The organism is Blautia sp. DFI.6.71 (assembly GCF_020593585.1).
Classification (GTDB): domain Bacteria; phylum Bacillota; class Clostridia; order Lachnospirales; family Lachnospiraceae; genus Blautia_A; species Blautia_A wexlerae.
In genome coordinates this window covers 1-20,410 of record NZ_JAJDMJ010000030.1, presented here as the reverse complement: position 1 = coordinate 20,410, position 20,410 = coordinate 1, and the positions used below count along the sequence as shown (strand labels likewise).

Below are 20,410 nucleotides of genomic sequence, written 5' to 3'. Positions count from 1 at the left end.
TAAAAATCTTGCTATCCTGAATAAAACAATATATACTTTGCTTACTGTGAATGGGATGTGAAAAGAAACCGTAAAAGGAGTTTTGCATGAGAAAAAATAGACAAACAGCGAAATATCATATTAAAAGTTATATCATAGCCGGAAGTCTGGCCGGAGCCATTTCCATGGCACTGGTTTTGCCGGTTCCTGTTATGGCTGCACAGCAGAGTCTTGCATCTGTCACCGGGCAGGCACAGATTCAGCCCATGGGAGACGGAAGCGGGAAATATATGATGAAGAGTGACGGATTTTACTGTCTGGATGTGAATGGCGCCGGAAGTACCCAGGCGGAGATCCATTATTTTCAGGATTATGAGATAGACGGAACTGTATTTGACGGATATTATTACCATGATACAGATGGGAAATTCAAAGCCTGCAGTCCTCATATGGAGCATCTGAAAGGTGTTGCAGTGTTTGGGGATAAGACAGATGAGGAAGCTGATACGCAGAATGCCCAGGAGGCAGAGAAATTTGACGGATATTACTTTGTGAACAATCTGGGGCGTCTGTCAGCAGCACCGCAGGTAAGGTATATTGACAATCTGGCAATAGACGGGATTACTCTGAATGGATATTATTATTTTGATGAAAATGGCAGACTGGTAACCGAGCCAGGTATCCATTCACTTGAGATGGACTGTTATGAAATGAATTTTGACGGAAGCTATTATTTTGGCGGTACAAATGGCACCCTGCTTCAGGAAAGCACAGTGACGGATGATGGTTTTATTGTGGATGATACGGGAAAGATCGTGAATATGGATGATCTTGGGATGGATAATCTGAAGCCTCAGCTTGAGAAGATGCTGTCCGGATATCAGGGAACCTGGAGTGTTTATGTGAAAGACCTTAATGAAGAAAAGGAAATCCTGATCAATGATACTTCCCTTTATTCTGCAAGTCTGATCAAAGCCTTTGTAATGGCAAAGACCTATGAGGACATGGAGCAGGTAAAGGCAGATGAGGCAAAGAAATTAAATACTGCAGATACAAAAACTGTAGATGTAAAATTAAATGACCTGCTGTGGAATATGATCACAGTCAGTGACAATGAATCCTGCAATGAACTGGTGAAGCTTCAGACAGATTCCCTTGATTTCAAAAAAGGTGCGGAGGATATTAACAAATATCTGGAAAAAGAGGGCTATACAGAGACAAGTGTGCAGCACACCCTTCATCCTGCAGCATCCGCACAGGAGAGTCTGGGTGGCAGAAACATGACTTCTGTAAAAGATTGCGGCACTCTGCTTGAAAAAATCTACAAGGGGGAATGTGTCAGCAAAGAGGTGTCAGAAGAAATGTTAAATCTTCTGTCAAATCAGGAAAACACCTGGAAAATCCCCCAGGGACTTCCGGATGGAATAAAATCTGCCAACAAGACCGGCGAGACAGACCAGGATCAGCACGATATCGCAATTGTCTATGGCGAAAAGACAACTTATATCCTATGTGTGATGTCTGAAAACTGCCCGGAGAGTACGGCGGTGACGAACATACAGAATATTTCAAAGATTGTATATAATTATTTGAACCTGTAGCCGCCAGACCTGCGCGGAATGATTGATTTTTACAGGAAAATCATGTATAATACCAACGAACTATGCCTATAGAAAAAAGTTTAACCGAATCAGGCTGTGAAATAACTATTCAATTATGAGCAGATAGTCAAACGGATGATTTTATCCGCTTGATTCAGGAAAGTCAGGAGGAAGAATTTAAATGCGAGTTGATGCGGACGATTTTGCCCGACCTTGCAGCTGCGGCAGGGAACACCAGATTGCAGTGAAAGAGATTTTGATAGAAGCCGGAGCTGTAGAGAAGCTTGAAGAAGAGATGTCAGAGGGAATGCTCAGAGAGTACATATCCCCGCTGGTCATCTGCGATACCAATACCTATGCAGCAACAGAAGAACTTATGGAGGATATCTATGACAGGTGTCAGGTACTTGTTCTGGATGCAGAGGGACTTCAGGCAGACCGGCATGCAATAAAAATTGTGGAGAACAACATGGAAGAGGACATTGACCTGATCCTTGCAGTAGGAGCAGGCACGATCCATGATATCAGCCGTTATATTGCACATAATTACAAAGTACCTTTCATTTCAGTGCCTACCGCAGCAAGTGGAGATGGATTTGTAACAACAGTAGCAGCAATGACCCTGGATGGAGTAAAGAAGACTGTGCCTTCAGTAGCTCCGATCTGTGTATATGCAGATACAGATATTTTTTCAAAAGCACCACAGCGCCTGACTGCAGCCGGGATTTCAGACCTGATGGCGAAATACATCTGTCTTGCAGACTGGAAGATCGCGAACCTGGTCACCGGAGAGTATTTTTGCCGCGAAACTGTAAAGCTGGAAGAGAAAGCGTTAAAAACTGTGAAATCTTCGATTCAGGATATTACAGAGGGAGAGGAAGATGAATGCGAACAGCTTATGTATGCATTGATTCTTTCCGGACTTGCAATGCAGATGATTGGTAATTCAAGGCCTGCGTCCTGTGCAGAGCACCAGGTCACACATCTGTGGGATATGGAAGTGATCAATGGTCCGCTGGATGCACTCCACGGAGAGAAGGTTTCTGTAGCAGCACTTCTTGTACTGGAAGAATACAAGCGTATCGCTGCAGCCATCACACAGGGAAGATGTCACGCAAAACCCTATGAGAATGAGGACGAAGAGCTTCTGAAAGAAACTTTTGGAAAAAAAGGACTTCTGGAAGAAATAAGAAAAGAAAATGAGCCGGAATTGTTAGAAACTATTTCACCCCAGCATCTGGAAAAATGCCTGAACGGGATAGAGGAGATTATTGATGAGCTTCCCAGTGAACAGACTATGTTCCATTTGCTGGAGAAAGCCGGATGCGCGAAAACCGTTTATGATATCGGACTCGATGAATCGGCTGTTTTGCCAAGCCTCAGACTTGCTCCTTATACAAGGAGACGGTTAAGCTTATTGAGAATCAGCAAGATGCTGGATATAAGAGGAGAATGATTATGCGTGTTGGAATGGGATATGATGTACACAGACTGACCGAAGATAGAGATCTGATTCTGGGTGGTGTGAAGATAGACTGGGAAAAAGGTCTCCTGGGACATTCAGATGCAGATGTACTGATCCATGCAGTTATGGATGCACTTCTGGGAGCTGCTGCACTGGGCGATATCGGAAAACATTTTCCGGATACAGACCCTGTATATAAAGGAATTTCCAGTATTCTGCTGCTGGAACATGTGACGAAGCTTTTGAGAGAGCACCATTATGAGATCGGAAATATAGATGCAACGATCATTGCACAGAAACCAAAGATGGCACCTCATATTCCACAGATGAGAGCCAATATGGCAAAAGCAATGGGAATCAATGAGTCTCAGCTGAACATTAAGGCCACTACAGAGGAAAAACTGGGATTTACGGGAAGAGAAGAAGGAATTGCATCTCAGGCGATCTGTCTTCTTAATGAAAGAAAAGAGAGTTAATGATAGAGAAAACTGGAGGAATAAAACATGAAACTTTTTAACACACTGACACGTAGAAAAGAAGAATTCGTACCTCTTGAAGAGGGAAAAGTTCGTATGTATGTCTGCGGTCCGACTGTATACAACCTGATCCATATCGGAAATGCACGTCCGATGATCATCTTCGATACCGTACGCCGATATATGGAATACAAAGGATATGAAGTAAACTATGTTTCCAATTTTACAGACGTAGATGACAAGATCATCAAGAAAGCAATCGAAGAGGGCGTAAGCGCACAGGAAATTTCCGAGCGTTATATTGCAGAGTGTAAGAAAGATATGGATGGCATGAATGTAAAACCTGCCACAACCAATCCACAGGCAACACAGGAAATCAACGGAATGATCAGTATGATCCAGACTCTGGTTGATAAGGGATATGCTTATCCGGCAGCAGACGGTACTGTTTATTTCAGAGTTAAGAAGTTCAAAGAATATGGCAAACTTTCGCACAAGAACCTGGATGATCTGCAGTCCGGCTTCCGTTCTCTGCAGGTATCCGGTGAAGACCAGAAAGAAGATCCACTGGATTTTGTTCTCTGGAAACCGAAGAAAGAGGGAGAACCATCCTGGCCTTCACCATGGTGTGACGGACGTCCGGGATGGCATATTGAGTGTTCTGTTATGGCGAAAAAATACCTTGGCGATGAGATTGATATCCATGCAGGCGGAGAAGATCTGATCTTCCCTCATCATGAGAACGAAATCGCACAGAGTGAATGCTGCAACGACAAAATCTTTGCAAAATACTGGATGCACAATGCATTCTTAAATATTGATAACAGAAAAATGTCCAAGTCTCTTGGAAACTTCCGTACTGTTCGTGAAATCAGTGAACAGTATGACCTGCAGGTGCTTCGTTTCTTCATGCTGAACGCACATTACAGAAGTCCGCTGAATTTCAGCGCAGATCTGATGGAAGCTGCAAAGAATGCATTAGAGCGTATCACAGATGCAGCAGCAAACTTAAAGGACAGAAAAGCAGCAGCACAGACAGAAACTGCAACAGATGCAGAGAAAGAACTGCTTGCACAGGCACAGGAATTCGTAAAGAAATTTGAAGAAGCTATGGATGATGATTTCAACACAGCAGATGCACTGGCAGCAATTTTTGAACTGGTTAAATTTGCAAATACAAATGTATCAGAGGCAAGTTCCGCAGAATTTGCAGGAGCACTTCTTGACACAATGGTGAAATTATGCGATGTACTTGGTCTGAAGGCTGTGAAAACAGAAGAAATCCTTGATAAAGAAATCGAAGACCTGATCGCAGAGCGTCAGGAAGCAAGAAAAGCAAAGAATTTCGCAAGAGCAGATGAGATCAGAGATGAGCTTCTGGCTAAGGGAATCATCCTTAAGGATACCCGCGAGGGAGTAAAATGGAAACGAGCTTAAATGATATGAGTGAAACAAACGGACTTAATGAAGAGAATTTGAGTAGTTTGAAAGGCATGCTTCATCAGTTGTTTCATTTGGAAGATAAAGACTTGCGAACCTATTCTCCGCTGACATTGGCGTATATCGGAGATGGCGTCTATGAACTGGTGATCCGCACGATCCTTGTAAAAAAAGGCAACTGTCCGGTAAATCAGCTTCACAGAAAAGCCAGCAGTCTGGTTAAGGCAGGAACTCAGTCTTCCATGATGGAAGTAATCGAGCCCATGCTTACAGAGGAGGAACACAGCGTTTACAGAAGAGGAAGGAATGCTCATTCTCCTACAATGGCTAAACATGCAACCATGGCAGACTACCGCAGGGCAACAGGATTTGAAGCTCTGATGGGCTATTTATATTTAAAAGATGATTTCAGCAGGATCATAGAACTGGTCCGTGCAGGGATTGGAGAGGATAAGATATGAGTGAACAGATAGAAGGACGCAATGCGGTTCTGGAAGCGTTTCGTTCCGGCAAATGTGTAGATAAGCTTTTTATCCTGGACGGATGCCAGGACGGACCGGTCCGCACTATTGCCAGAGAGGCAAGAAAAAAAGATACGATTATTAACTATGTGGCAAAAGAACGTCTGGATCAGTTAAGCGAGACAGGCGCACATCAGGGCGTAATCGCTCAGGTGGCAGCCTATGAATATGCAAGTGTAGAAGATATTCTTGCGAAGGCAAGGGAAAAAGGAGAAGATCCCTTTATCTTTATCCTGGATAATATTGAGGATCCTCATAATCTTGGTGCAATCATCCGTACAGCAAACCTTGCAGGTGCACATGGGGTGATTATTCCCAAGAGAAGAGCAGTTGGCCTGACTTCCACAGTTGCCAAGACTTCAGCAGGTGCATTAAACTATACACCTGTTGCAAAAGTTACCAATCTGGGACATACCATCGATGAACTGAAAGAACAGGGCATGTGGTTTGTATGTGCAGATATGGGCGGTGAAACCATGTACAATCTTAACCTGACAGGTCCGATCGGCGTAGTGATCGGCAATGAAGGTGAAGGTGTAAGCAGACTGATCCGTGAGAAGTGTGATTTCGTGGCATCTATTCCTATGAAGGGTGACATTGATTCCCTCAATGCATCTGTGGCAGCCGGAGTACTTGGATATGAGATTGTACGTCAGAGACTGCAGAAGAAGTAAGTTTATCTCAGACTGCTTGAATTTTTGCAGCAGAAAATTATTCCACAATATTGTTATGCTATAAGAAGCCCTCTGGGCGAATGATAGAGATTTTCAGAAAAACGGAAGGGTTAAATTGATGAAACAGTATGACGGAATTAAAGATGAAGAATTAATTTCCCGTTTCAAAAACGGGGAATCAGAAATCCTCGACTATCTGATGGAAAAATACAAGAACATGGTCCGCAAGAAAGCAAGGACCATGTTCCTGATAGGCGGGGAGAACGATGACCTGATACAGGAAGGCATGATCGGACTGTTTAAGGCAGTCCGCGATTACCAGCCGGACAGGGATGCTGCATTCCAGACCTTTGCCAGTATATGTGTGGACAGACAGATCTACAACGCCATCCAGAGTTCCAACAGGCAGAAGCACCAGCCACTGAATTCCTATATTTCCCTCAGCGAACAGGATGGGGAAAATGAAGAACATCTTGGAGATAACTGGGGAGAGAACCCGGAGTCTATCATTATTGACCAGGAGAATGTCCAGGATCTGGAGCAGGAGATAACAGCAACGTTAAGTCCAATGGAGAACCAGGTTCTTGAATATTATCTGGCAGGAAACGGATACGGAGAGATTGCCCGGATCATGGGAAAAACACCCAAATCCATAGATAATGCATTACAGCGTATCCGAATCAAGATCAGAGAGCAGTTGGAGCAATATCAAAAATAGAAAGATATCTGTATAAAACTCAAAAATAAAAATCAAAAAGTTAAAAATAGGGATTGACAATACAAACAAGTTCTGGTAGTATATTTAAATGTGAGCGGTAAATCCGACACAATGCTGATGTGGCTCAGAGGTAGAGCACTTCCTTGGTAAGGAAGGGGTCACGGGTTCAATTCCCGTCATCAGCTTGCTAAGAATAGCTTATTTACTGGGTTTGTGAGGTGCCAGTAAATCAAAGTTACTCAAAAAGTTACTCAAGATAATCAGGACATAGGTTCTGATTATTTTTTTTGTGCAATTTGCAGTTCCGGGATACTGCTCAGAATTGCAGTTTTTGTACTGAGACTCTTCCTATTCCTGAAATAATGTCCTTGTGTACAGGAAATATTTGTATGTCCCATCTGTTCGATTGTCATTTTAGGGTCTACGTTGTAATCGGAGAGAAGAGAAGCGTAAGTTTTTCTCAGCTTGTGAGGTGATTTTGGATAGCATCCAATTTTCTTGCAGATTCTATATTGCCTGTTTCTGAATGATACAGTAGTCAGACGCTTGTCTTTTTTCATAAAGATAAATTCTGTAAAGGGATTCATAGCTTTGAGTTTCTTCATTATCCACAAACAATCCTCAGGAATGATAACATATCTTGCTCCTGCTGCCGTTTTCGGAAAGTCCTTGATTGTGTAAACGTACTGTCCTTTTTTCACTTGGTATCTGGTTTCTGTTCTGCGAATCTTCAAGCCGTTTCCGTCATAGTCATCCCATTTTAACGCAGCCAGCTCACCGACACGAATACCGGTTACTAACATGAGCATGATTCCCAGGTTCACAATATCAGCATTCTCAGCAAGATATTTTGTAAACTTCGGAAGTTCCAGTTCGTCAAATACTTCTTCATAATCTTCCTTGACAGTCTTTTTGAAGGTGCTGTCTCGTACATCCAGATCATCCAGTGTCTCTTTGACATTGAAAGAAATATACTGTTCTCTTTTGGCATACTTTAGAAATCCGACAGTAATAGATTTCAGATTTGAGAATGCCTTGGAAGTCAGCTCTTTTTGTCCGATTTCGCTTTCAAGAAAGTCTTGAATATCGCGCGGCTCCAAAGATTTAATCTTTCTTTTTCCAAAGTCGGTGTAGTGTCTGTTGAATGTTTGCTGATTTCTTTCATGGGTTGACTGGGCTATATTGCCTAAATTACATCTTCGGTCATTCCATTCATTAAAAACTTCTTCGACAGTAGGATTGAAAGATTTTTCTTTCCAGTAATCAGCTAAGAAATTCTCTAAATCTTTCTTATCTTTTCTCTTGACTCTTTTTCCTCTCTTCTGAGGGTCATTTTCAGACGGGAGATACACGTACCAGCAGGAATCTTTTCCCTGATACATTTTCCACGGGTTCATATTTATTAATTCTTGTTTTTTCATTTCTTGTGCTTTTTCCAGCACATCCGCTGTATCTATTATACCATTTTTCAGCAGATATTGAAATGAAATAAATGAAATTGTAGTATCTATATTAATTTCTCCTTTGTAAGGGCAAGGACTGAAAACAGCCCTTGCCTGTAGTTTTAATTTTGTGATTCTTTCTTAGGACAGGTACACCAACAAGATGTATCAATAGGTGTAGAGGAACGTGTCCTCTGTAGAAGTGTAGCTTGAATTTGACAGCAGAGATAAGATTGTTCTTCTGACATATTAGAGATATTTTCTATATCATCCGGGTACAGCGCAGGAAACTGTTCATGGACTTCTTTTCTGTATATTTCTGTGTCATTGTAGTATTCAAGGGATTGTTTGCAGATTTCATAATCGTGAGCTGTGGCTTTTTTGCCAAAATAATTTCCTGTATCAAGAGTATGTTGCGTCCATGCTTTTACTTTAACTTCTTCACAGTTCAGAGGATGTTTATAGTTCCATTGCATGATAGCAAGTAAGAGATTTCCGTCTACAGGACAGAGGATATTTTCTGGATTGTCTGCATCTTGGAATGAATGCTGAGTAGCCAGAACAAAATTTCCAGTGAGAGTCAAGCCTAGCATACACAGAACTTTTCCGTTTGCGGATGTACAGATTTTATGATTGATAGGGTCAAGATATTCATTTATATTGGTTAAAGCTTTAGCCCTGCCAGAGTATGTAAGCGCTAATTGCTTTGCATCAGATAAATCGACTTGATGTAATCTGACATCAAACTTACATTGTTGTTTGTAGAAGTTGTATACAGTCTGTATTGAACTTTGGTTATCATGGTAGTCTGTGCTGATTCCTATATGAACCGGGTACTCCCAGTCAACACAGTTCTCAGTAATATACTCGTATGCCTTATTTAATGCTGTGACAGCTTCCTTACTTGCTATTGTACCGTTAGTGATAACCTGTATCTGTTCCACGTAGACTTGCTTTTCTATAATCTTATCGACTATATAAGTAATCATCTCTGGATGTAACATAGGCTCGCCGCCTGTCAATAATAGGAGTTCTATGTGTCTGTAGCGGTCAAATAAGGCATCTATAACCTCAGGGGCTATAACTGTACCCCTGTAGGCATCCATTGGCTCATTTGGCTCATAGCGCATACAGTGAGGGCAGTTAAGATTGCAGTCTCTTGTGATTTCTATTTCTAAGCCTGCTAAATGTAATTCATAATCCATAGGAACCTCCTTAACATTTGGAATAATCAAGCGGAAACTCTTTGGTATCATTAAGCCACTGCATATATTCTTCGACTCGGTCTGTTATTGTATAAAATGTCATAGTTATTGTTCCTTTCTTACTTTGATTTTGATATTGTCTGATTCATAAATTTCGTAGTTACCTTTGATTTCTTTAGGGGAACGAGTGAGAAGTTGATAGATTGAATAAGTAGAAGTATTATAGTATTCTGCTATTGCGTGAACATCTGAGAGATAAAACCATTTTCCTGTTGGTCTTTGCACTTGATAGCTCTTTATGTATTCTATAGCCTTGTGATGTGGCTTGTACAAATACTCTAAGTTCATAGCAAAGTTAACGTCTATCGTTGAGTTTCTGAGTACTTTTAATTTGTGATGAACTTCGAGAGGACAGTTTAGAATTTCAAAGTCTGGTTTCTGGCACCAAACCTCTGCTACCAGTCTGTGAATGTAAAATTTTTTCTTCTTTCCTTTTTTGCAGGGAAATACGGATAAGTAGTTGTTGGATTCAAGCTGAGGTGTTAACAGATGCGGAACTGTTCCTGTAGTAGAAATGACGTTTCCGTACTGAGAAACAAAGACGTTGGTGTATCTTGGATATTGGTAGAATTTTTCATCAGAGAAGAGTTTCATAAACGGCTTGCCTTTAGCTGTAACTGTTCTCGCAACCTGCTTCTCCGGGAGTTTTTTGGTAGTAGGCTTCTTCATCATAGCAGATCACCTCTTATTTTGTAGCCTAAATCTTCAAGCTGTGACTGATGATAGGTTCTGGAAGCAAGAGAACAGGTCATCTTTCTGGAAGTAGGTACTACCTTGACTAGGTTGTTCTCTATCTTAGAGATTCTGTACAATGCACTACCACTGTAGATAAAATCATTCTTTTTCATAATAAGAATCATTCCTTTCTTAGTATTAGTATAGTAAGTATAATGTCTAACATATTAAGACATCAGGACGACATCTTAATCATTAGTTTTTGAAGCTATATTTATTAAAAGTGGAGGTTCAACTTTTTTCAAAAAGGTTCATTTCTGTACCCTCAAAGAATTTTTCTGCTGCTCTTTTAATCTCTGCAACAGCGTACTCTACATCCATCTTGCTGAAATACTCAATGCCGTATCTTTTCTTGTGATTCTTGGCTCTGGTTTCAGGATTCTTTACTTCATCAAACCTTGACAGCAGGTCAATCATCTGGGCTTTACAGAAGATGCAGTTCTGATACTGTATAAGGAAATCAGTAAGACTTCTGAACTTCACTGGAAAAGCGTCTTTTTCTTCCTTGTATATCTTTTCCAGCTCATCATTGTATCTTTGATGCACTTTATCAAGGTTCTTTAGTGCTTTGTCCAGACGTATGTACCAACCATGAAACTGCTTTTCAATGTCATTACTTGTCAGGCACTTGCTTCTCAGCTCCAACCTTGCATATGCCGGGTCTCTGCCGCCGCTTTCTGCTTCCTTGTCGTAGTTTTCACACTCGAAGCGTTTATTCTTGATTGCTACAGAGAGTTGCTTCTGAGAGAACAGATTCCTGCTGTCGTAGCAGTTTTGGACATTATAGGTTACTGCAAGGGCAGAGATGAGGTATCTGTTAAGTTTGGCATAATCCCTGTAATGTTCCGGGTCAAACGAATCGAATCTCATATCGAAGCGGCTAAGACTGTATGACTCTATGCCTGCGCCGCCCAGAATCGTGTCAAAAGCTGTTTTAAACTCATCATAGGAGAATAAGTCACCTACTAGCTTGTTGGCGTTTATTTTGCTGTAGGATAAGTTTTCTCTGCTGGACAGAGTGTCAAAACAGGGGGCTATACTTTCGTCTATGTCTGTTACTGGCAGACTGATAAGTGACAGCGTGTGAATGCTCCCAGTGAGTTGATAATTGTTTCTTTTGTTTACATTCATTTTCTATAAACCTACTTTCTTTAGTACTGCGTGATAGTGTTTGGGAGACTGCTATAGACAATCATTGTGACCACATCCCTTCTGTTATAATGATTATAATATATATAGAACAAGGAAGAGACAGAAATATCCCTGCCTTGGAGTTTTTATATTCAACTGTAGTTTGGATAATCTTGTCCGAAATGGACTGGATTTTGCTTAGAAATATTTTATTATTTCACATTGTAACACTTTGAAATACGAAAGTCAACAAAAATTTGAAAAAATTTAAAAAAATTAAAATGTTCGAAAATGATAAAAATAGTACAGATAAAGAATTCACATAAGTTTAATGTATCTAACTTATGCAGACGGAACCGAGAATCTGGAACCGTAGAGTATAAAAGAAAAAATAAATTTGGAGTAGAAAAGCACAGAAATATAATATAGTTTTATCGACTTATTTTTGGACTCGGTATCGAAACAGACCAGCATACACAGTTTTTCCAGATTTATAAACCCTCTCAGGGCATAAGTACCCCTAGTTTGATACAAAAAAAAGAGAGGTTGTCCACCTCTCTTATGATGCGCCTGCAATGGCAAGTAGATTAATGATTACTACTATAAGAACAAATATACCGCCAAAGACAAAGAGTTTCTGTTTATCTGTAGCCCCGTTCTGATTCATCCATTTTGCTAAATCTGACAGACTGAAAAATAATATAAGAATAACTGCTGTTAAAAACATACTACCGTACCTCCTCAAACTGAACATTGCAATCCATACAGAGTACCCTTAATGTTTTTGTGGCTCTGAAAGAGTTTCCGCAACAAGGGCAAATGTATTTTCTTGTACTGCTGGGCTTCTTTGGTCTTGCTATAGGTGCTGAACCTGAGCCAGCTTTGCCGCCAGAGATTCCTATGCTGTAAGCTGTCTGCCTGACAATCTGTATATCTTCCAACTGATTTATAATGCAGAAGTCTAAGGTCTTTTCTGTAGGCTCTGTGATTGTCCAGCCATAAGTTTCGTGCCTGCTAATCTGTAAACCTCTTTCTTCGGCTAATGCTTTAAATCTCTTGTTGTGGTAGATACCTCTGTTAGATGTATCTTTGATATTATTCTGTAATGCGTACAAGTGACAACCTTCATGTATCAGTGTAGCAACTATATTTTCAATCGGTCTGTTGAGATAATCAGCAGATAGATTAAGTTCGTGTGTTGCTACTGTATCATTGTGCCATACTTTGTTGACTGATACATGACCGTAAGCACCTACAGTACTCTGTATAGTTATTGTTGGTACTTCCAGTTCATTGTTGAAGTATTCTTCATTGATAAGTTTGAATACTTTGTTTAAGTACTGTGCTGTTCTCTGATAGTTTGTAAGTTTCTTCATATGAGTACCTTCTTTCTTTATTTGATACTCATATTGTACACTAAAGTGTACTTATAAACAAGAATAAAAGTACACAAAAGTATACTTGTTTTATTGTGACGATTGTATACTAATGTGTACTTAAGTTTAAACTGATTCCGGCGGGATGTATTCCATAATATCACTGGGCTGACAGTTTAAGATTTCACAAAGATACATGATAGTGTCTACAGCTACGTTTGCGTTGTTGCTAAGTCTACTAATAATAGTAGGAGAAATTTTATAAGTCTCTCTCAAGTCTCTTTTTTTTATATTTTTTGTTTGCATAAGATTCCATAATTTTTCATAACTAATGATTCCTTTATATTGTTTTTCACGCTCTGCCATGTAATCACCTCCATATTTATATAGTACACGATAGTGTTCTGAATGTCAATTGAGAATATTGTACACTTTTGTGTAAAATATCAAAAACAATAAGTATACTTTTGTGTACAATTGACAATTGACTATAAGTACACAATAGTGTACAATAAAGTCATCAAATGAAACAACACAGAAGCAACCAGAACAGCCGAAAGCGTCCACAAACTTCAAGCCATATACCTGTGAGTGAACAGTACAGTAACAATAGTCAGGAAGATGCTTGAAGGGTTGCAACAAATCAGGAGGACAAAGATATGTGTAGAACAATGAAAGAATTAGAGAGAGTCGTAGCAGATTACAGAAGCATGAAAGCCATGAAAGAACAGATTGATGCAGAGGTTAAAAGTCTTGAATATGAAATCATCGGCTATATGGATGCTAATGAAAAGCTGACAGAGACAGGCAATGATTTTACAATCAAACTTTCCACCTGTGAAAGAAGAACAGTTGACACAAAGAGACTTGAGGCAGACTTAGGAAGCCTTGCAGAGTATCAGAGAATCAGCCAGTACAGAAGATTATATGTTAAATAAATATTCATCCTTGCGGTGGAGGTTAACCGCTGAAAGGTGAGAACATGATTAAATATGCAATGATTAAAGCTATTCTTTCAGCACTGGCTGTAACTGCTCCCATAGCAGAGACAACCTATCTTGATACAGGTATTTATTATTCTGATATTCAGTCAGTAGTTGATTCTGAAGGTGAAGAGTGGGGCTATGATGCAGAACTGGCAGACGGTACACCTGTAATTATTACATTTGATTCTCAGAATACAGACAGCCGTTATGATGATGTGATAACAGGGCTTACAGAGATAAAGGGGTAACGAATAGCCTATGAATAGATTAATGACTTATGAACAGTGGCTAGAGCTGTTCAAACGACAACTGAGAAAATATATTAAACACAAGCTGGCACAGGTGCTTTACGGAATATCAATGTTTATGATTCTGACAGTGCCGCCGCTGGCAATGATAATCCATTGGATATTAAGGGGGTGAGGCTATGGATGTGTTGCAAGTACTGTTCAGCTTGTGGACAGGAAACAGATGTACAGCAGGATTGCCAGAAGCTATTGAGAAGCTGACAGCAGAGGAACAGCAGGAAATCAGGGCTTACTGTGAGAACAATGAACGTCAGGCATTTGATGTAGGTTTCAAGACAGCAGTACAGCTATGGAATCAGCTTGATAATACAGGAGGAATCATGAAATGAAAGAAGCTATTATTTATTTGCTCTTTGATAATTGGTGCAACTCTGGACATGAACCGGAGGTGATAGAAGCCATGAAAAAAGCTATTCAGAATCCTACAGAAGATACAATTTTTGAACTTTCTTCTGTAGTAGAAGCAAATGCTTTTAAAGCCGGGGTCAGAAGTTGCTTACAGATGATGCACTGTTTATTTATCGAAGAATAGGAGATACATATGTTAGAAAAACTGTATGAATTATGGTCTATTGAAAAAAGAGTAAGTGTAACGATTATAAGTGTAGGTTTAAACTGTACTTTTACTACTGTGATAGAAAACATCTATAAAGGTGAAGATTCAGTAGTTCTTGAGTTTGGTGATAACAATATGAAGTTAGACGTAACAGAGAACTGTACGTGCAATGAGTATGAAATGACTGTTGTTTATAATGAGACAATTATAACTATAAACTGGGAGGAAGATTACATATGAAATATTATACAGTGATTGTCGTAAAGATTGATGCTTTTGAGTCTCAGATCGTTAATGAAAGACACTTCGGAAATTATGAAGATGCAGAAGAATTTTCAAGGAATGTACCGCAGGGTACAGCTTGTATGATTGCTGAGTTGAAAAGCCCTCTCATTTGAGGGCTTTCTTGGCTCTGATAAGCGTTGATTTGCTGATTCCTGTCATTTGTTCGACTTGTTTATAGGAATGAGATTCTAACAGGTCTAAAGCGTGTTGCACCTGCTGCCGGGAATACTTTTTCGGTCTGCCCTCAGTAAAATCCGGGTTCTGTCGTGCAATGGCTTTTCCAGTCTGACAGCGTTCAATAATCTGATTCCTTTCAAGTTCTGCTACTGCTAGGAGAGTAGTTATGAAGAACTGTCCCATAGCTGTATCTTCCAGCAAGCCGACGTTGAGAACATGGACAGAACACTTTTTCAGGAACAGATTCTTTACTATCTTGATTCCTTCTTCTGTGTTCCTTGCAAGCCTGTCCAGTTTACTTACTACAAGCATATCATTTTCCTGCATCTGTCGGATAACTTCATTGAATACAGGTCTATCAGTAGTAGTTCCTGTGTATGCTTCCTTATAAATATGAGCATCACTGTACCTTGAAAGAATTTCCTGTTCCTGAGCATCAAGAGAATTACCATCTTTAGCTTGCCCCTTGGTTGATACTCTACAATATCCGTAAATCATGTTCATTTTCTCCTTTTGTTAGTGACACTAAGTTATGACACCTCTGTATACTGCTATTTTACGTCACTTCGAGAGAAGTGTCAATACTTTTAAGTTATGAAACTCTACAAGGGAAGAAAAAAGCCTGCAATGCAGACTTACAAGTGTTGGTCTTTGTTTGAGGGAGTGTACTGGCAGATGTCCTGTATCTGGCAGTCGAAGATACGACAGAGGTCATTTAACGTTGTAGTGTTCATAGGTTTATTCTTGCGTAACTTGTCAATAGTAGCACTGGAAACATGATATTGAGTAATCAGCGTATAAGTTGATTCAGTTGAATTTTTAAGAGTATTCCAGAACGGACTGTATTCTATCAACGTTAGTTCCCCTTTCAGTAAGATAAAATAAGGATAAATGATAGTTATATTGTTGACTATAGTCAGAAAGATAACTATAATTATTTCTAAGGAGGAACAAAATGTGCAAAGTATAAAGAAAAAGGAGAGATATTTTTATGCATATGAATTATGTCAAAGAAGAAGATGGCTGGATATTTGGTGAATGTTCAGAGTGTAATATGATAATGAAATTCCGAAAAAATACTCTGCGATATGAAGCTAAAATGGGAACTTATTTTTTTGAAGAAGATGTTCAATGTTTTTGTGGGGCTGTGCATAAGTTTATTGCATATGCACCTATTGAGAAAAAAGAAAATAATATTGCAGGATTAAATTATTCTACACCGGCAAGGAATGTTCCTCATTGTCCTACTTGCGGCTCAGAGAATGTAACTAAGATTTCTTTAGGTTCAAAAGCTGTAGGCGGTGCTATGTTTGGTATCTTTAGTAGTAATATAAGGAAAAGCTACAAGTGTAATAACTGTGGCTATAAATGGTGATGAGTATGGAATATTTTAAGAAAATACAATGTTATAAACCTAGTATAGGAATTATAGATGCACCGGTAAATATAGAAGAAGTTGCATTATTACAAGATTCTGTTGATAAAAATATGTTAGGACGTATAAAATTTATCAACTATTCAAAAGGAACGATTGTAGCAATATTTGTAAGATTACGTGCGGCTAATATTGCAGGTGAGGCTGTTACACTGGAAAAGGAACGATTTATCTATCAGGATATGAAAATAAGTTCTGGCGAATTATACGGCAATAGAATCCCTATTTCGTTGCCAGCAGATGCTAGATATTTTTCCGTACAGTTAGAAAAAGTGGTGTTTGATGACGGAGAAGTATGGGATGCGTTAAACAAATCAACTTGCAAACTTTTACAAAAAGAGATTAAAGTGCCGGAAGATATAAGGGAAAAGATTCGTCGAGAATTAGAAATTCATGTGTCTGATTTAGAGTATGTACATTACTTTTATGAAGAAAGTGAAGGATTCTGGGAATGTACTTGCGGAAAAGCTAATAGTAATGTTAATAGAACATGTACTTTTTGTGGTAATTCGAGAAGTTCTCAAAGACAATATCTAACGGAAGCTAAAATTTCTGAATTAGTTGCAGAAAAAAATAAAGAAATCGAAGAAGAGAAAAGAAAAAAAATACTGGTAGAAGCAGAAAGAAAACGTCAAAAAGAAAATGAAAAACGTAAACAGGAAGAAGAGTGGGAGAAACACCAACAGGAAATTCGTGAACAAGAAATTATATTAGAAGAAAAACGAAAGAAAAAGAACAAGAAACTATTAATTGGTAGTGTAGGTATTATTTTATGTGCAATATTATGTTGTATATGTGCTCTGCGATATACTAAAGAAAAGAAATATCAGCAAGGAATACAGTTGGAAGTTGAGGGAGAGTATGCACAAGCAGAGCAGATATTTTTATCAATAAAATCGTATAAAGATTCTTCTGAAAGATTAAGCGAATTATACGAAAAACAAGAGGAAACATGGAAAAAACAAATTGTAGAAGATAAAGAACGGCTTAAAGAAAGATTTTCACATTATGATGATGAAGACTGGAGTGATGACGCAACAGAAACTTTTGCAGAAGTACTTTCTTATATGGGAAAAAGTTTGCAATTTATTCAAACTAATTCTAACTTTGAATTAGTTAAACCAGAAGATGCAAAGGACAGTGAAGAACATGGTTATGAATTTGGAGAATATGTTGTAGAATTTGACTATGAGATATTTGGAAGCTATTTTGATTCGGCAGAATTACATTTTGATGAAAATAATATTCTTTGTGGAGTTCGCTTTTATGGCTGGTGGGAGTTCTTTTATGCAGGGGATGTAGATGAATTGTTAGGTCAGGAAAGTGAATGTGAAGAAAAAGGTGACGACGATTATTATAGCTGGAACATTAAAGATGAATCTTTGTTTTCGAAAGTAACCTTTAGTTGGGGGAATAATACATATTATAAAGTGACCTTTCAATTATGAAAGAGTTAAAATGGGTTGTTAGATTAGAAAACGAAGTACACAAAAATTAAGGTGTGAAATTTAACTTTTTTTAAGGAAGCTGAGAAGATAAAGTTACCCTTAAAATACTGGGTTTATTTGAGTATACAGAACAAGGAAGCTGTCTGCAAGGTTCAGTGATAAAATACTTGTCTGGAACAGAGCAGATGATTTTAGGATGATATACTCGAATAAACCCAGTATTATTTTATAAACTTCTAAGAACTGTTTGTACTTCCAGAATGACAAGAGATATGTTATACTTACAGTGTTGTCCAACCGATACCCGGCAACGGGAGGAGGTGAGCGTTATAAACACTTTAATTACCTTTATCGTCACTGTTGCGGCAGGTGTGACTTGCCATCTCATCTGCAAATGGTTAGACAGACACGACAGGGACAACAAATAGCCTAGTGGTTTCTTATCCACTGTAATAAAATAAGAAGAAAGCCCAAGGAGTTGCCGCTCCAAGGGCTTTCATTCTTTTTGTTATAAACACTTTAATACCTTTTGCCTACTGGCATTATAGCATATGCAGATCATGAAATCAATATGCAAGTGATTCCGAAACAAATAAAAAAGAGTAAACTATCCCCTTGGTTTATGCCTTGTTTTCAAAAAATGGCTCAGTTGATAGGTTTATTGTCCCTAGTAAGTATACATCCTTGGCTATTGCTAGTTTTGCAATGCTTAACATTGTCGGATACACTAACGACATCTCAAAAACGAGTGTAGGGATGTTTCCTTGCTAGAGATATATTTTATGAAGATATGTTCTCATATATCTAAGAATCTGTCAACCAGAAAAAGATTCAATCCATCATAAACACCAGTATTTTAAGTCGGTAGACCGGAAGGCGAAGCCTGAGGTCTGAACACATGAAAGTTTTTTCAGCGCTACTTTCTACACTCGGCGGTTAAGCGCCTCGCCTAAAGCAGCTGCTTCTGAAAAAATTTTGCGTTCAGACGTTGATTGTTTTTGTTGGTGAAAAGTTTCCACCAAAATAAAAATTGTACATATATCTTTATATATAAAAAATATTTGTACCTTTTTTTATTAAGTAGAAAAAATATTATTCGAAGTTGAACGAATGAGCGAAGCGAGTGAGAGAAAACTATAAGACCCTCATGGCTCGCATAAGTTAAAGAAAGGAATGATTACAATAGCAAAGCAGAAAAAATCCTACTATATAAAGGTGACGTTACAAGTGAAATAGTAGGTCTGATTGAGTACACAGCCAGAGAATTTATTTTTCGGACATAGCTGGGAAAGTGTTCCTCTGGAAACAGAGATTGATTTCTGAGAGATATATTCGAATAAAGTCAGCAGTATTTTATAAAGTTTTTGAGTGAGAAAAGTTGTGCATTTCCCATTCACCCTTCATGGCGAATGAGGATGTGTCACAAGTGGACATGCCTTTAGTATGCGGAGGGAATACGTTGAGGGAGTAGAAACTATCGACATCCTTGGAAAAATGTACATAATGATGGGGTATCAAAATACTACCTCATCTTTCAGAAGCAGACTCACAAATTGCCCCAACAGTGTTCACTCACCCACAATTTGGCACTGTCAGAACAGTAGAAATTGATAACGAAGTGTGGTTTGTAGGTAAAGATGTAGCAGAAGCTCTAGGTTATTCTGATCCTAGAAGTGCAATTTCAAAGAAGATTGAGAATGAAGATAGAGGTGTTGCTAAAATGGCAACACCTTCCGGAACACAGCAGATGACTATCATCAACGAATCCGGTCTCTACTCTCTCATCCTTAGTAGCAAACTTCCATCAGCAAAAGAGTTTAAGCACTGGGTTACAGCAGAAGTATGAAAGACAGGGGCATAAAAAGGGAGAGGGAAAATTTTACCCTCCCGGAATTTCCAATGATAATATAAATCCACTCATAGAATGAGCTTATATTATAACTGGAAGTAGCGGATGCACTGAATTTCCTTTCTTATTAAATATAGTGGTTTTGAGTAAGTGTTACTCAAAGTTACTCAAACTAAAAGTCTGAAAAGCCTTGATTTTACGGCATTCTAGGGGTAATGAGTACGGGTTCAATTCCCGTCATCAGCTTTTTTTATTGCTTAAAAATAAAGGATTTTTTGAACTTCAGTAACTCAAAAGTAATCAGAACAGAAGTTTTGATATACTTCTAAGAACTGTTTGTACTTCAAGAATGACAAGAGATATGTTATACTTACAGTGTTGTCCAACCGATACCCGGCAACGGGAGGAGGTGAAGTCTATATGGAGAATCTTGCTATTTCTTTTCTTGTCTGCCATAAAAAATAAGAAGAAGCCCCCAGTATTCGCGCTGGTATGCTCCCCGTCAAGAGGACAATAAAAAATAATAAATTTTTGTATCGTCAG

The 20,410-nt window shown here is 38.9% G+C and carries 26 protein-coding genes, 1 tRNA gene and 1 pseudogene; 17 read left to right on the top strand and 11 right to left on the bottom strand.

The features are described 5' to 3' along the window. Positions 1 to 86 precede the first annotated feature (86 nt). From LJE12_RS12690 to LJE12_RS12655, 8 genes are all read left to right on the top strand, one after another. Positions 87 to 1,580 carry a serine hydrolase gene (locus tag LJE12_RS12690; protein ID WP_226852708.1) on the top strand — a complete coding sequence of 498 codons (1,494 nt, stop codon included), beginning with the start codon at positions 87 to 89 and terminating at the stop codon, positions 1,578 to 1,580. A 181-nt stretch (positions 1,581 to 1,761) separates the two neighbouring features. Next, positions 1,762 to 3,036: a sn-glycerol-1-phosphate dehydrogenase gene (locus LJE12_RS12685; protein WP_118338737.1), complete on the top strand. Its 1,275-nt coding sequence runs from the start codon at positions 1,762 to 1,764 to the stop codon at positions 3,034 to 3,036. 2 nt (positions 3,037 to 3,038) lie between these two features. Next, positions 3,039 to 3,521, top strand: a complete 483-nt coding sequence (gene ispF / locus LJE12_RS12680; RefSeq protein ID WP_025581017.1) for a 2-C-methyl-D-erythritol 2,4-cyclodiphosphate synthase — start codon at positions 3,039 to 3,041, stop codon at positions 3,519 to 3,521. A 27-nt stretch (positions 3,522 to 3,548) separates the two neighbouring features. After that, positions 3,549 to 4,958: a cysteine--tRNA ligase gene (gene cysS / locus LJE12_RS12675; protein WP_118633840.1), complete on the top strand. Its 1,410-nt coding sequence runs from the start codon at positions 3,549 to 3,551 to the stop codon at positions 4,956 to 4,958. Continuing rightward, positions 4,943 to 5,422 carry a Mini-ribonuclease 3 gene (locus tag LJE12_RS12670; RefSeq protein ID WP_022380425.1) on the top strand — a complete coding sequence of 160 codons (480 nt, stop codon included), beginning with the start codon at positions 4,943 to 4,945 and terminating at the stop codon, positions 5,420 to 5,422. The genes cysS and LJE12_RS12670 overlap by 16 nt, the downstream gene beginning before the upstream one ends. After that, the gene (gene rlmB / locus LJE12_RS12665; protein ID WP_008705522.1) at positions 5,419 to 6,156 is read left to right on the top strand and encodes a 23S rRNA (guanosine(2251)-2'-O)-methyltransferase RlmB; all 738 of its coding nucleotides are present in this window, start codon (positions 5,419 to 5,421) and stop codon (positions 6,154 to 6,156) included. Before LJE12_RS12670 ends, rlmB begins: the two co-directional genes overlap by 4 nt. Positions 6,157 to 6,271: 115 nt before the next feature. After that, on the top strand, positions 6,272 to 6,874 hold the full coding sequence (gene sigH / locus LJE12_RS12660) for an RNA polymerase sporulation sigma factor SigH (RefSeq protein ID WP_049947391.1): 603 nt from the start codon (positions 6,272 to 6,274) through the stop codon (positions 6,872 to 6,874). Positions 6,875 to 6,987: 113 nt separating this feature from the next. Then, positions 6,988 to 7,059 (top strand) — tRNA-Thr (locus LJE12_RS12655). Between the two features lie 93 nt (positions 7,060 to 7,152). Here LJE12_RS12655 and LJE12_RS12650 read toward each other — a convergent pair. From LJE12_RS12650 to LJE12_RS12615, 8 genes are all read right to left on the bottom strand, one after another. Beyond that, the gene (locus tag LJE12_RS12650) at positions 7,153 to 8,295 is read right to left on the bottom strand and encodes a site-specific integrase (protein ID WP_227292222.1); all 1,143 of its coding nucleotides are present in this window, start codon (positions 8,293 to 8,295) and stop codon (positions 7,153 to 7,155) included. Positions 8,296 to 8,438: 143 nt separating this feature from the next. Then, positions 8,439 to 9,521, bottom strand: a complete 1,083-nt coding sequence (locus tag LJE12_RS12645; protein ID WP_227292221.1) for a radical SAM protein — start codon at positions 9,519 to 9,521, stop codon at positions 8,439 to 8,441. A 105-nt stretch (positions 9,522 to 9,626) separates the two neighbouring features. After that, complete coding sequence (locus LJE12_RS12640) at positions 9,627 to 10,253, bottom strand: hypothetical protein (RefSeq protein ID WP_227292219.1); 627 nt, start codon at positions 10,251 to 10,253, stop codon at positions 9,627 to 9,629. Continuing rightward, the gene (locus LJE12_RS12635) at positions 10,250 to 10,429 is read right to left on the bottom strand and encodes a hypothetical protein (RefSeq protein ID WP_118338741.1); all 180 of its coding nucleotides are present in this window, start codon (positions 10,427 to 10,429) and stop codon (positions 10,250 to 10,252) included. The genes LJE12_RS12640 and LJE12_RS12635 overlap by 4 nt, the downstream gene beginning before the upstream one ends. Positions 10,430 to 10,547: 118 nt before the next feature. Continuing rightward, positions 10,548 to 11,447 carry a hypothetical protein gene (locus LJE12_RS12630; RefSeq protein ID WP_147417473.1) on the bottom strand — a complete coding sequence of 300 codons (900 nt, stop codon included), beginning with the start codon at positions 11,445 to 11,447 and terminating at the stop codon, positions 10,548 to 10,550. A gap of 559 nt (positions 11,448 to 12,006) precedes the next feature. Beyond that, positions 12,007 to 12,174 (bottom strand): hypothetical protein, encoded by a 168-nt coding sequence (locus LJE12_RS12625; RefSeq protein ID WP_227292216.1) that lies wholly within the window; start codon positions 12,172 to 12,174, stop codon positions 12,007 to 12,009. A gap of 1 nt (position 12,175) precedes the next feature. Beyond that, positions 12,176 to 12,823, bottom strand: a complete 648-nt coding sequence (locus LJE12_RS12620) for a SprT-like domain-containing protein (RefSeq protein ID WP_118338743.1) — start codon at positions 12,821 to 12,823, stop codon at positions 12,176 to 12,178. A gap of 126 nt (positions 12,824 to 12,949) precedes the next feature. Beyond that, positions 12,950 to 13,189 carry a helix-turn-helix domain-containing protein gene (locus LJE12_RS12615; RefSeq protein ID WP_118338744.1) on the bottom strand — a complete coding sequence of 80 codons (240 nt, stop codon included), beginning with the start codon at positions 13,187 to 13,189 and terminating at the stop codon, positions 12,950 to 12,952. 293 nt (positions 13,190 to 13,482) lie between these two features. On the opposite strand from LJE12_RS12615, the gene LJE12_RS12610 reads away from it, so the two are divergent. From LJE12_RS12610 to LJE12_RS12585, 6 genes are all read left to right on the top strand, one after another. Further along, on the top strand, positions 13,483 to 13,761 hold the full coding sequence (locus LJE12_RS12610) for a hypothetical protein (RefSeq protein ID WP_118338745.1): 279 nt from the start codon (positions 13,483 to 13,485) through the stop codon (positions 13,759 to 13,761). A 44-nt stretch (positions 13,762 to 13,805) separates the two neighbouring features. Further along, positions 13,806 to 14,057, top strand: coding sequence for a hypothetical protein (locus tag LJE12_RS12605; protein ID WP_173721048.1), 252 nt, complete (start codon positions 13,806 to 13,808; stop codon positions 14,055 to 14,057). Positions 14,058 to 14,236: 179 nt separating this feature from the next. After that, a complete protein-coding gene (locus tag LJE12_RS12600; RefSeq protein WP_227292214.1) occupies positions 14,237 to 14,446 on the top strand; it encodes a hypothetical protein in 210 nt (69 codons plus the stop codon). Further along, entirely contained in the window at positions 14,443 to 14,649 is a 207-nt protein-coding gene (locus tag LJE12_RS12595) for a hypothetical protein (RefSeq protein WP_118574873.1), read from the top strand. Before LJE12_RS12600 ends, LJE12_RS12595 begins: the two co-directional genes overlap by 4 nt. A gap of 9 nt (positions 14,650 to 14,658) precedes the next feature. Continuing rightward, the gene (locus LJE12_RS12590; RefSeq protein ID WP_227292213.1) at positions 14,659 to 14,913 is read left to right on the top strand and encodes a hypothetical protein; all 255 of its coding nucleotides are present in this window, start codon (positions 14,659 to 14,661) and stop codon (positions 14,911 to 14,913) included. Then, complete coding sequence (locus LJE12_RS12585; RefSeq protein ID WP_186292061.1) at positions 14,910 to 15,071, top strand: hypothetical protein; 162 nt, start codon at positions 14,910 to 14,912, stop codon at positions 15,069 to 15,071. The genes LJE12_RS12590 and LJE12_RS12585 overlap by 4 nt, the downstream gene beginning before the upstream one ends. Here LJE12_RS12585 and LJE12_RS12580 read toward each other — a convergent pair. Then, positions 15,064 to 15,633, bottom strand: a complete 570-nt coding sequence (locus LJE12_RS12580; protein WP_118338750.1) for a recombinase family protein — start codon at positions 15,631 to 15,633, stop codon at positions 15,064 to 15,066. The two genes, LJE12_RS12585 and LJE12_RS12580, sit on opposite strands and share 8 nt — an antisense overlap. Positions 15,634 to 15,770: 137 nt before the next feature. Beyond that, positions 15,771 to 15,989 (bottom strand): helix-turn-helix domain-containing protein, encoded by a 219-nt coding sequence (locus LJE12_RS20700; protein WP_081678825.1) that lies wholly within the window; start codon positions 15,987 to 15,989, stop codon positions 15,771 to 15,773. Positions 15,990 to 16,126: 137 nt separating this feature from the next. Here LJE12_RS20700 and LJE12_RS12570 point away from each other — a divergent pair, with 137 nt between their 5' ends. From LJE12_RS12570 to LJE12_RS12560, 3 genes and pseudogenes are all read left to right on the top strand, one after another. After that, positions 16,127 to 16,510, top strand: a complete 384-nt coding sequence (locus tag LJE12_RS12570; RefSeq protein ID WP_118338751.1) for a hypothetical protein — start codon at positions 16,127 to 16,129, stop codon at positions 16,508 to 16,510. A 5-nt stretch (positions 16,511 to 16,515) separates the two neighbouring features. Further along, a complete protein-coding gene (locus tag LJE12_RS12565; protein ID WP_227292211.1) occupies positions 16,516 to 18,018 on the top strand; it encodes a hypothetical protein in 1,503 nt (500 codons plus the stop codon). A 1,552-nt stretch (positions 18,019 to 19,570) separates the two neighbouring features. Next, positions 19,571 to 19,861 (top strand): annotated as a pseudogene (locus LJE12_RS12560) (BRO-N domain-containing protein); the annotation flags it as partial. Positions 19,862 to 20,167: 306 nt separating this feature from the next. On the opposite strand, the gene LJE12_RS12555 reads toward LJE12_RS12560, so the two are convergent. Continuing rightward, positions 20,168 to 20,410 (bottom strand): hypothetical protein (locus LJE12_RS12555; protein ID WP_227292208.1); only part of this gene is annotated, 243 nt, incomplete at its 5' end.

What these genes read in the sequence shown, in the direction of transcription:
- LJE12_RS12595 (WP_118574873.1), top strand. Translation starts at nt 14,443, where the DNA reads ATGAAAGAAGCTATTATTTATTTGCTCTTTGATAATTGGTGCAACTCT.
- LJE12_RS12620 (WP_118338743.1), bottom strand. Translation starts at nt 12,823, where the DNA reads ATGAAGAAACTTACAAACTATCAGAGAACAGCACAGTACTTAAACAAA.
- LJE12_RS12645 (WP_227292221.1), bottom strand. Translation starts at nt 9,521, where the DNA reads ATGGATTATGAATTACATTTAGCAGGCTTAGAAATAGAAATCACAAGA.
- LJE12_RS12600 (WP_227292214.1), top strand. Translation starts at nt 14,237, where the DNA reads ATGGATGTGTTGCAAGTACTGTTCAGCTTGTGGACAGGAAACAGATGT.
- LJE12_RS12670 (WP_022380425.1), top strand. Translation starts at nt 4,943, where the DNA reads ATGGAAACGAGCTTAAATGATATGAGTGAAACAAACGGACTTAATGAA.
- LJE12_RS12585 (WP_186292061.1), top strand. Translation starts at nt 14,910, where the DNA reads ATGAAATATTATACAGTGATTGTCGTAAAGATTGATGCTTTTGAGTCT.
- LJE12_RS12685 (WP_118338737.1), top strand. Translation starts at nt 1,762, where the DNA reads ATGCGAGTTGATGCGGACGATTTTGCCCGACCTTGCAGCTGCGGCAGG.
- LJE12_RS12610 (WP_118338745.1), top strand. Translation starts at nt 13,483, where the DNA reads ATGTGTAGAACAATGAAAGAATTAGAGAGAGTCGTAGCAGATTACAGA.
- LJE12_RS12615 (WP_118338744.1), bottom strand. Translation starts at nt 13,189, where the DNA reads ATGGCAGAGCGTGAAAAACAATATAAAGGAATCATTAGTTATGAAAAA.
- LJE12_RS12565 (WP_227292211.1), top strand. Translation starts at nt 16,516, where the DNA reads ATGGAATATTTTAAGAAAATACAATGTTATAAACCTAGTATAGGAATT.
- LJE12_RS12570 (WP_118338751.1), top strand. Translation starts at nt 16,127, where the DNA reads ATGCATATGAATTATGTCAAAGAAGAAGATGGCTGGATATTTGGTGAA.
- LJE12_RS12630 (WP_147417473.1), bottom strand. Translation starts at nt 11,447, where the DNA reads ATGAATGTAAACAAAAGAAACAATTATCAACTCACTGGGAGCATTCAC.
- LJE12_RS12635 (WP_118338741.1), bottom strand. Translation starts at nt 10,429, where the DNA reads ATGAAAAAGAATGATTTTATCTACAGTGGTAGTGCATTGTACAGAATC.
- LJE12_RS12650 (WP_227292222.1), bottom strand. Translation starts at nt 8,295, where the DNA reads ATGAAAAAACAAGAATTAATAAATATGAACCCGTGGAAAATGTATCAG.
- LJE12_RS12580 (WP_118338750.1), bottom strand. Translation starts at nt 15,633, where the DNA reads ATGATTTACGGATATTGTAGAGTATCAACCAAGGGGCAAGCTAAAGAT.
- LJE12_RS12590 (WP_227292213.1), top strand. Translation starts at nt 14,659, where the DNA reads ATGTTAGAAAAACTGTATGAATTATGGTCTATTGAAAAAAGAGTAAGT.
- LJE12_RS12605 (WP_173721048.1), top strand. Translation starts at nt 13,806, where the DNA reads ATGATTAAATATGCAATGATTAAAGCTATTCTTTCAGCACTGGCTGTA.
- ispF (WP_025581017.1), top strand. Translation starts at nt 3,039, where the DNA reads ATGCGTGTTGGAATGGGATATGATGTACACAGACTGACCGAAGATAGA.
- LJE12_RS12625 (WP_227292216.1), bottom strand. Translation starts at nt 12,174, where the DNA reads ATGTTTTTAACAGCAGTTATTCTTATATTATTTTTCAGTCTGTCAGAT.
- LJE12_RS12690 (WP_226852708.1), top strand. Translation starts at nt 87, where the DNA reads ATGAGAAAAAATAGACAAACAGCGAAATATCATATTAAAAGTTATATC.
- LJE12_RS12640 (WP_227292219.1), bottom strand. Translation starts at nt 10,253, where the DNA reads ATGATGAAGAAGCCTACTACCAAAAAACTCCCGGAGAAGCAGGTTGCG.
- cysS (WP_118633840.1), top strand. Translation starts at nt 3,549, where the DNA reads ATGAAACTTTTTAACACACTGACACGTAGAAAAGAAGAATTCGTACCT.
- rlmB (WP_008705522.1), top strand. Translation starts at nt 5,419, where the DNA reads ATGAGTGAACAGATAGAAGGACGCAATGCGGTTCTGGAAGCGTTTCGT.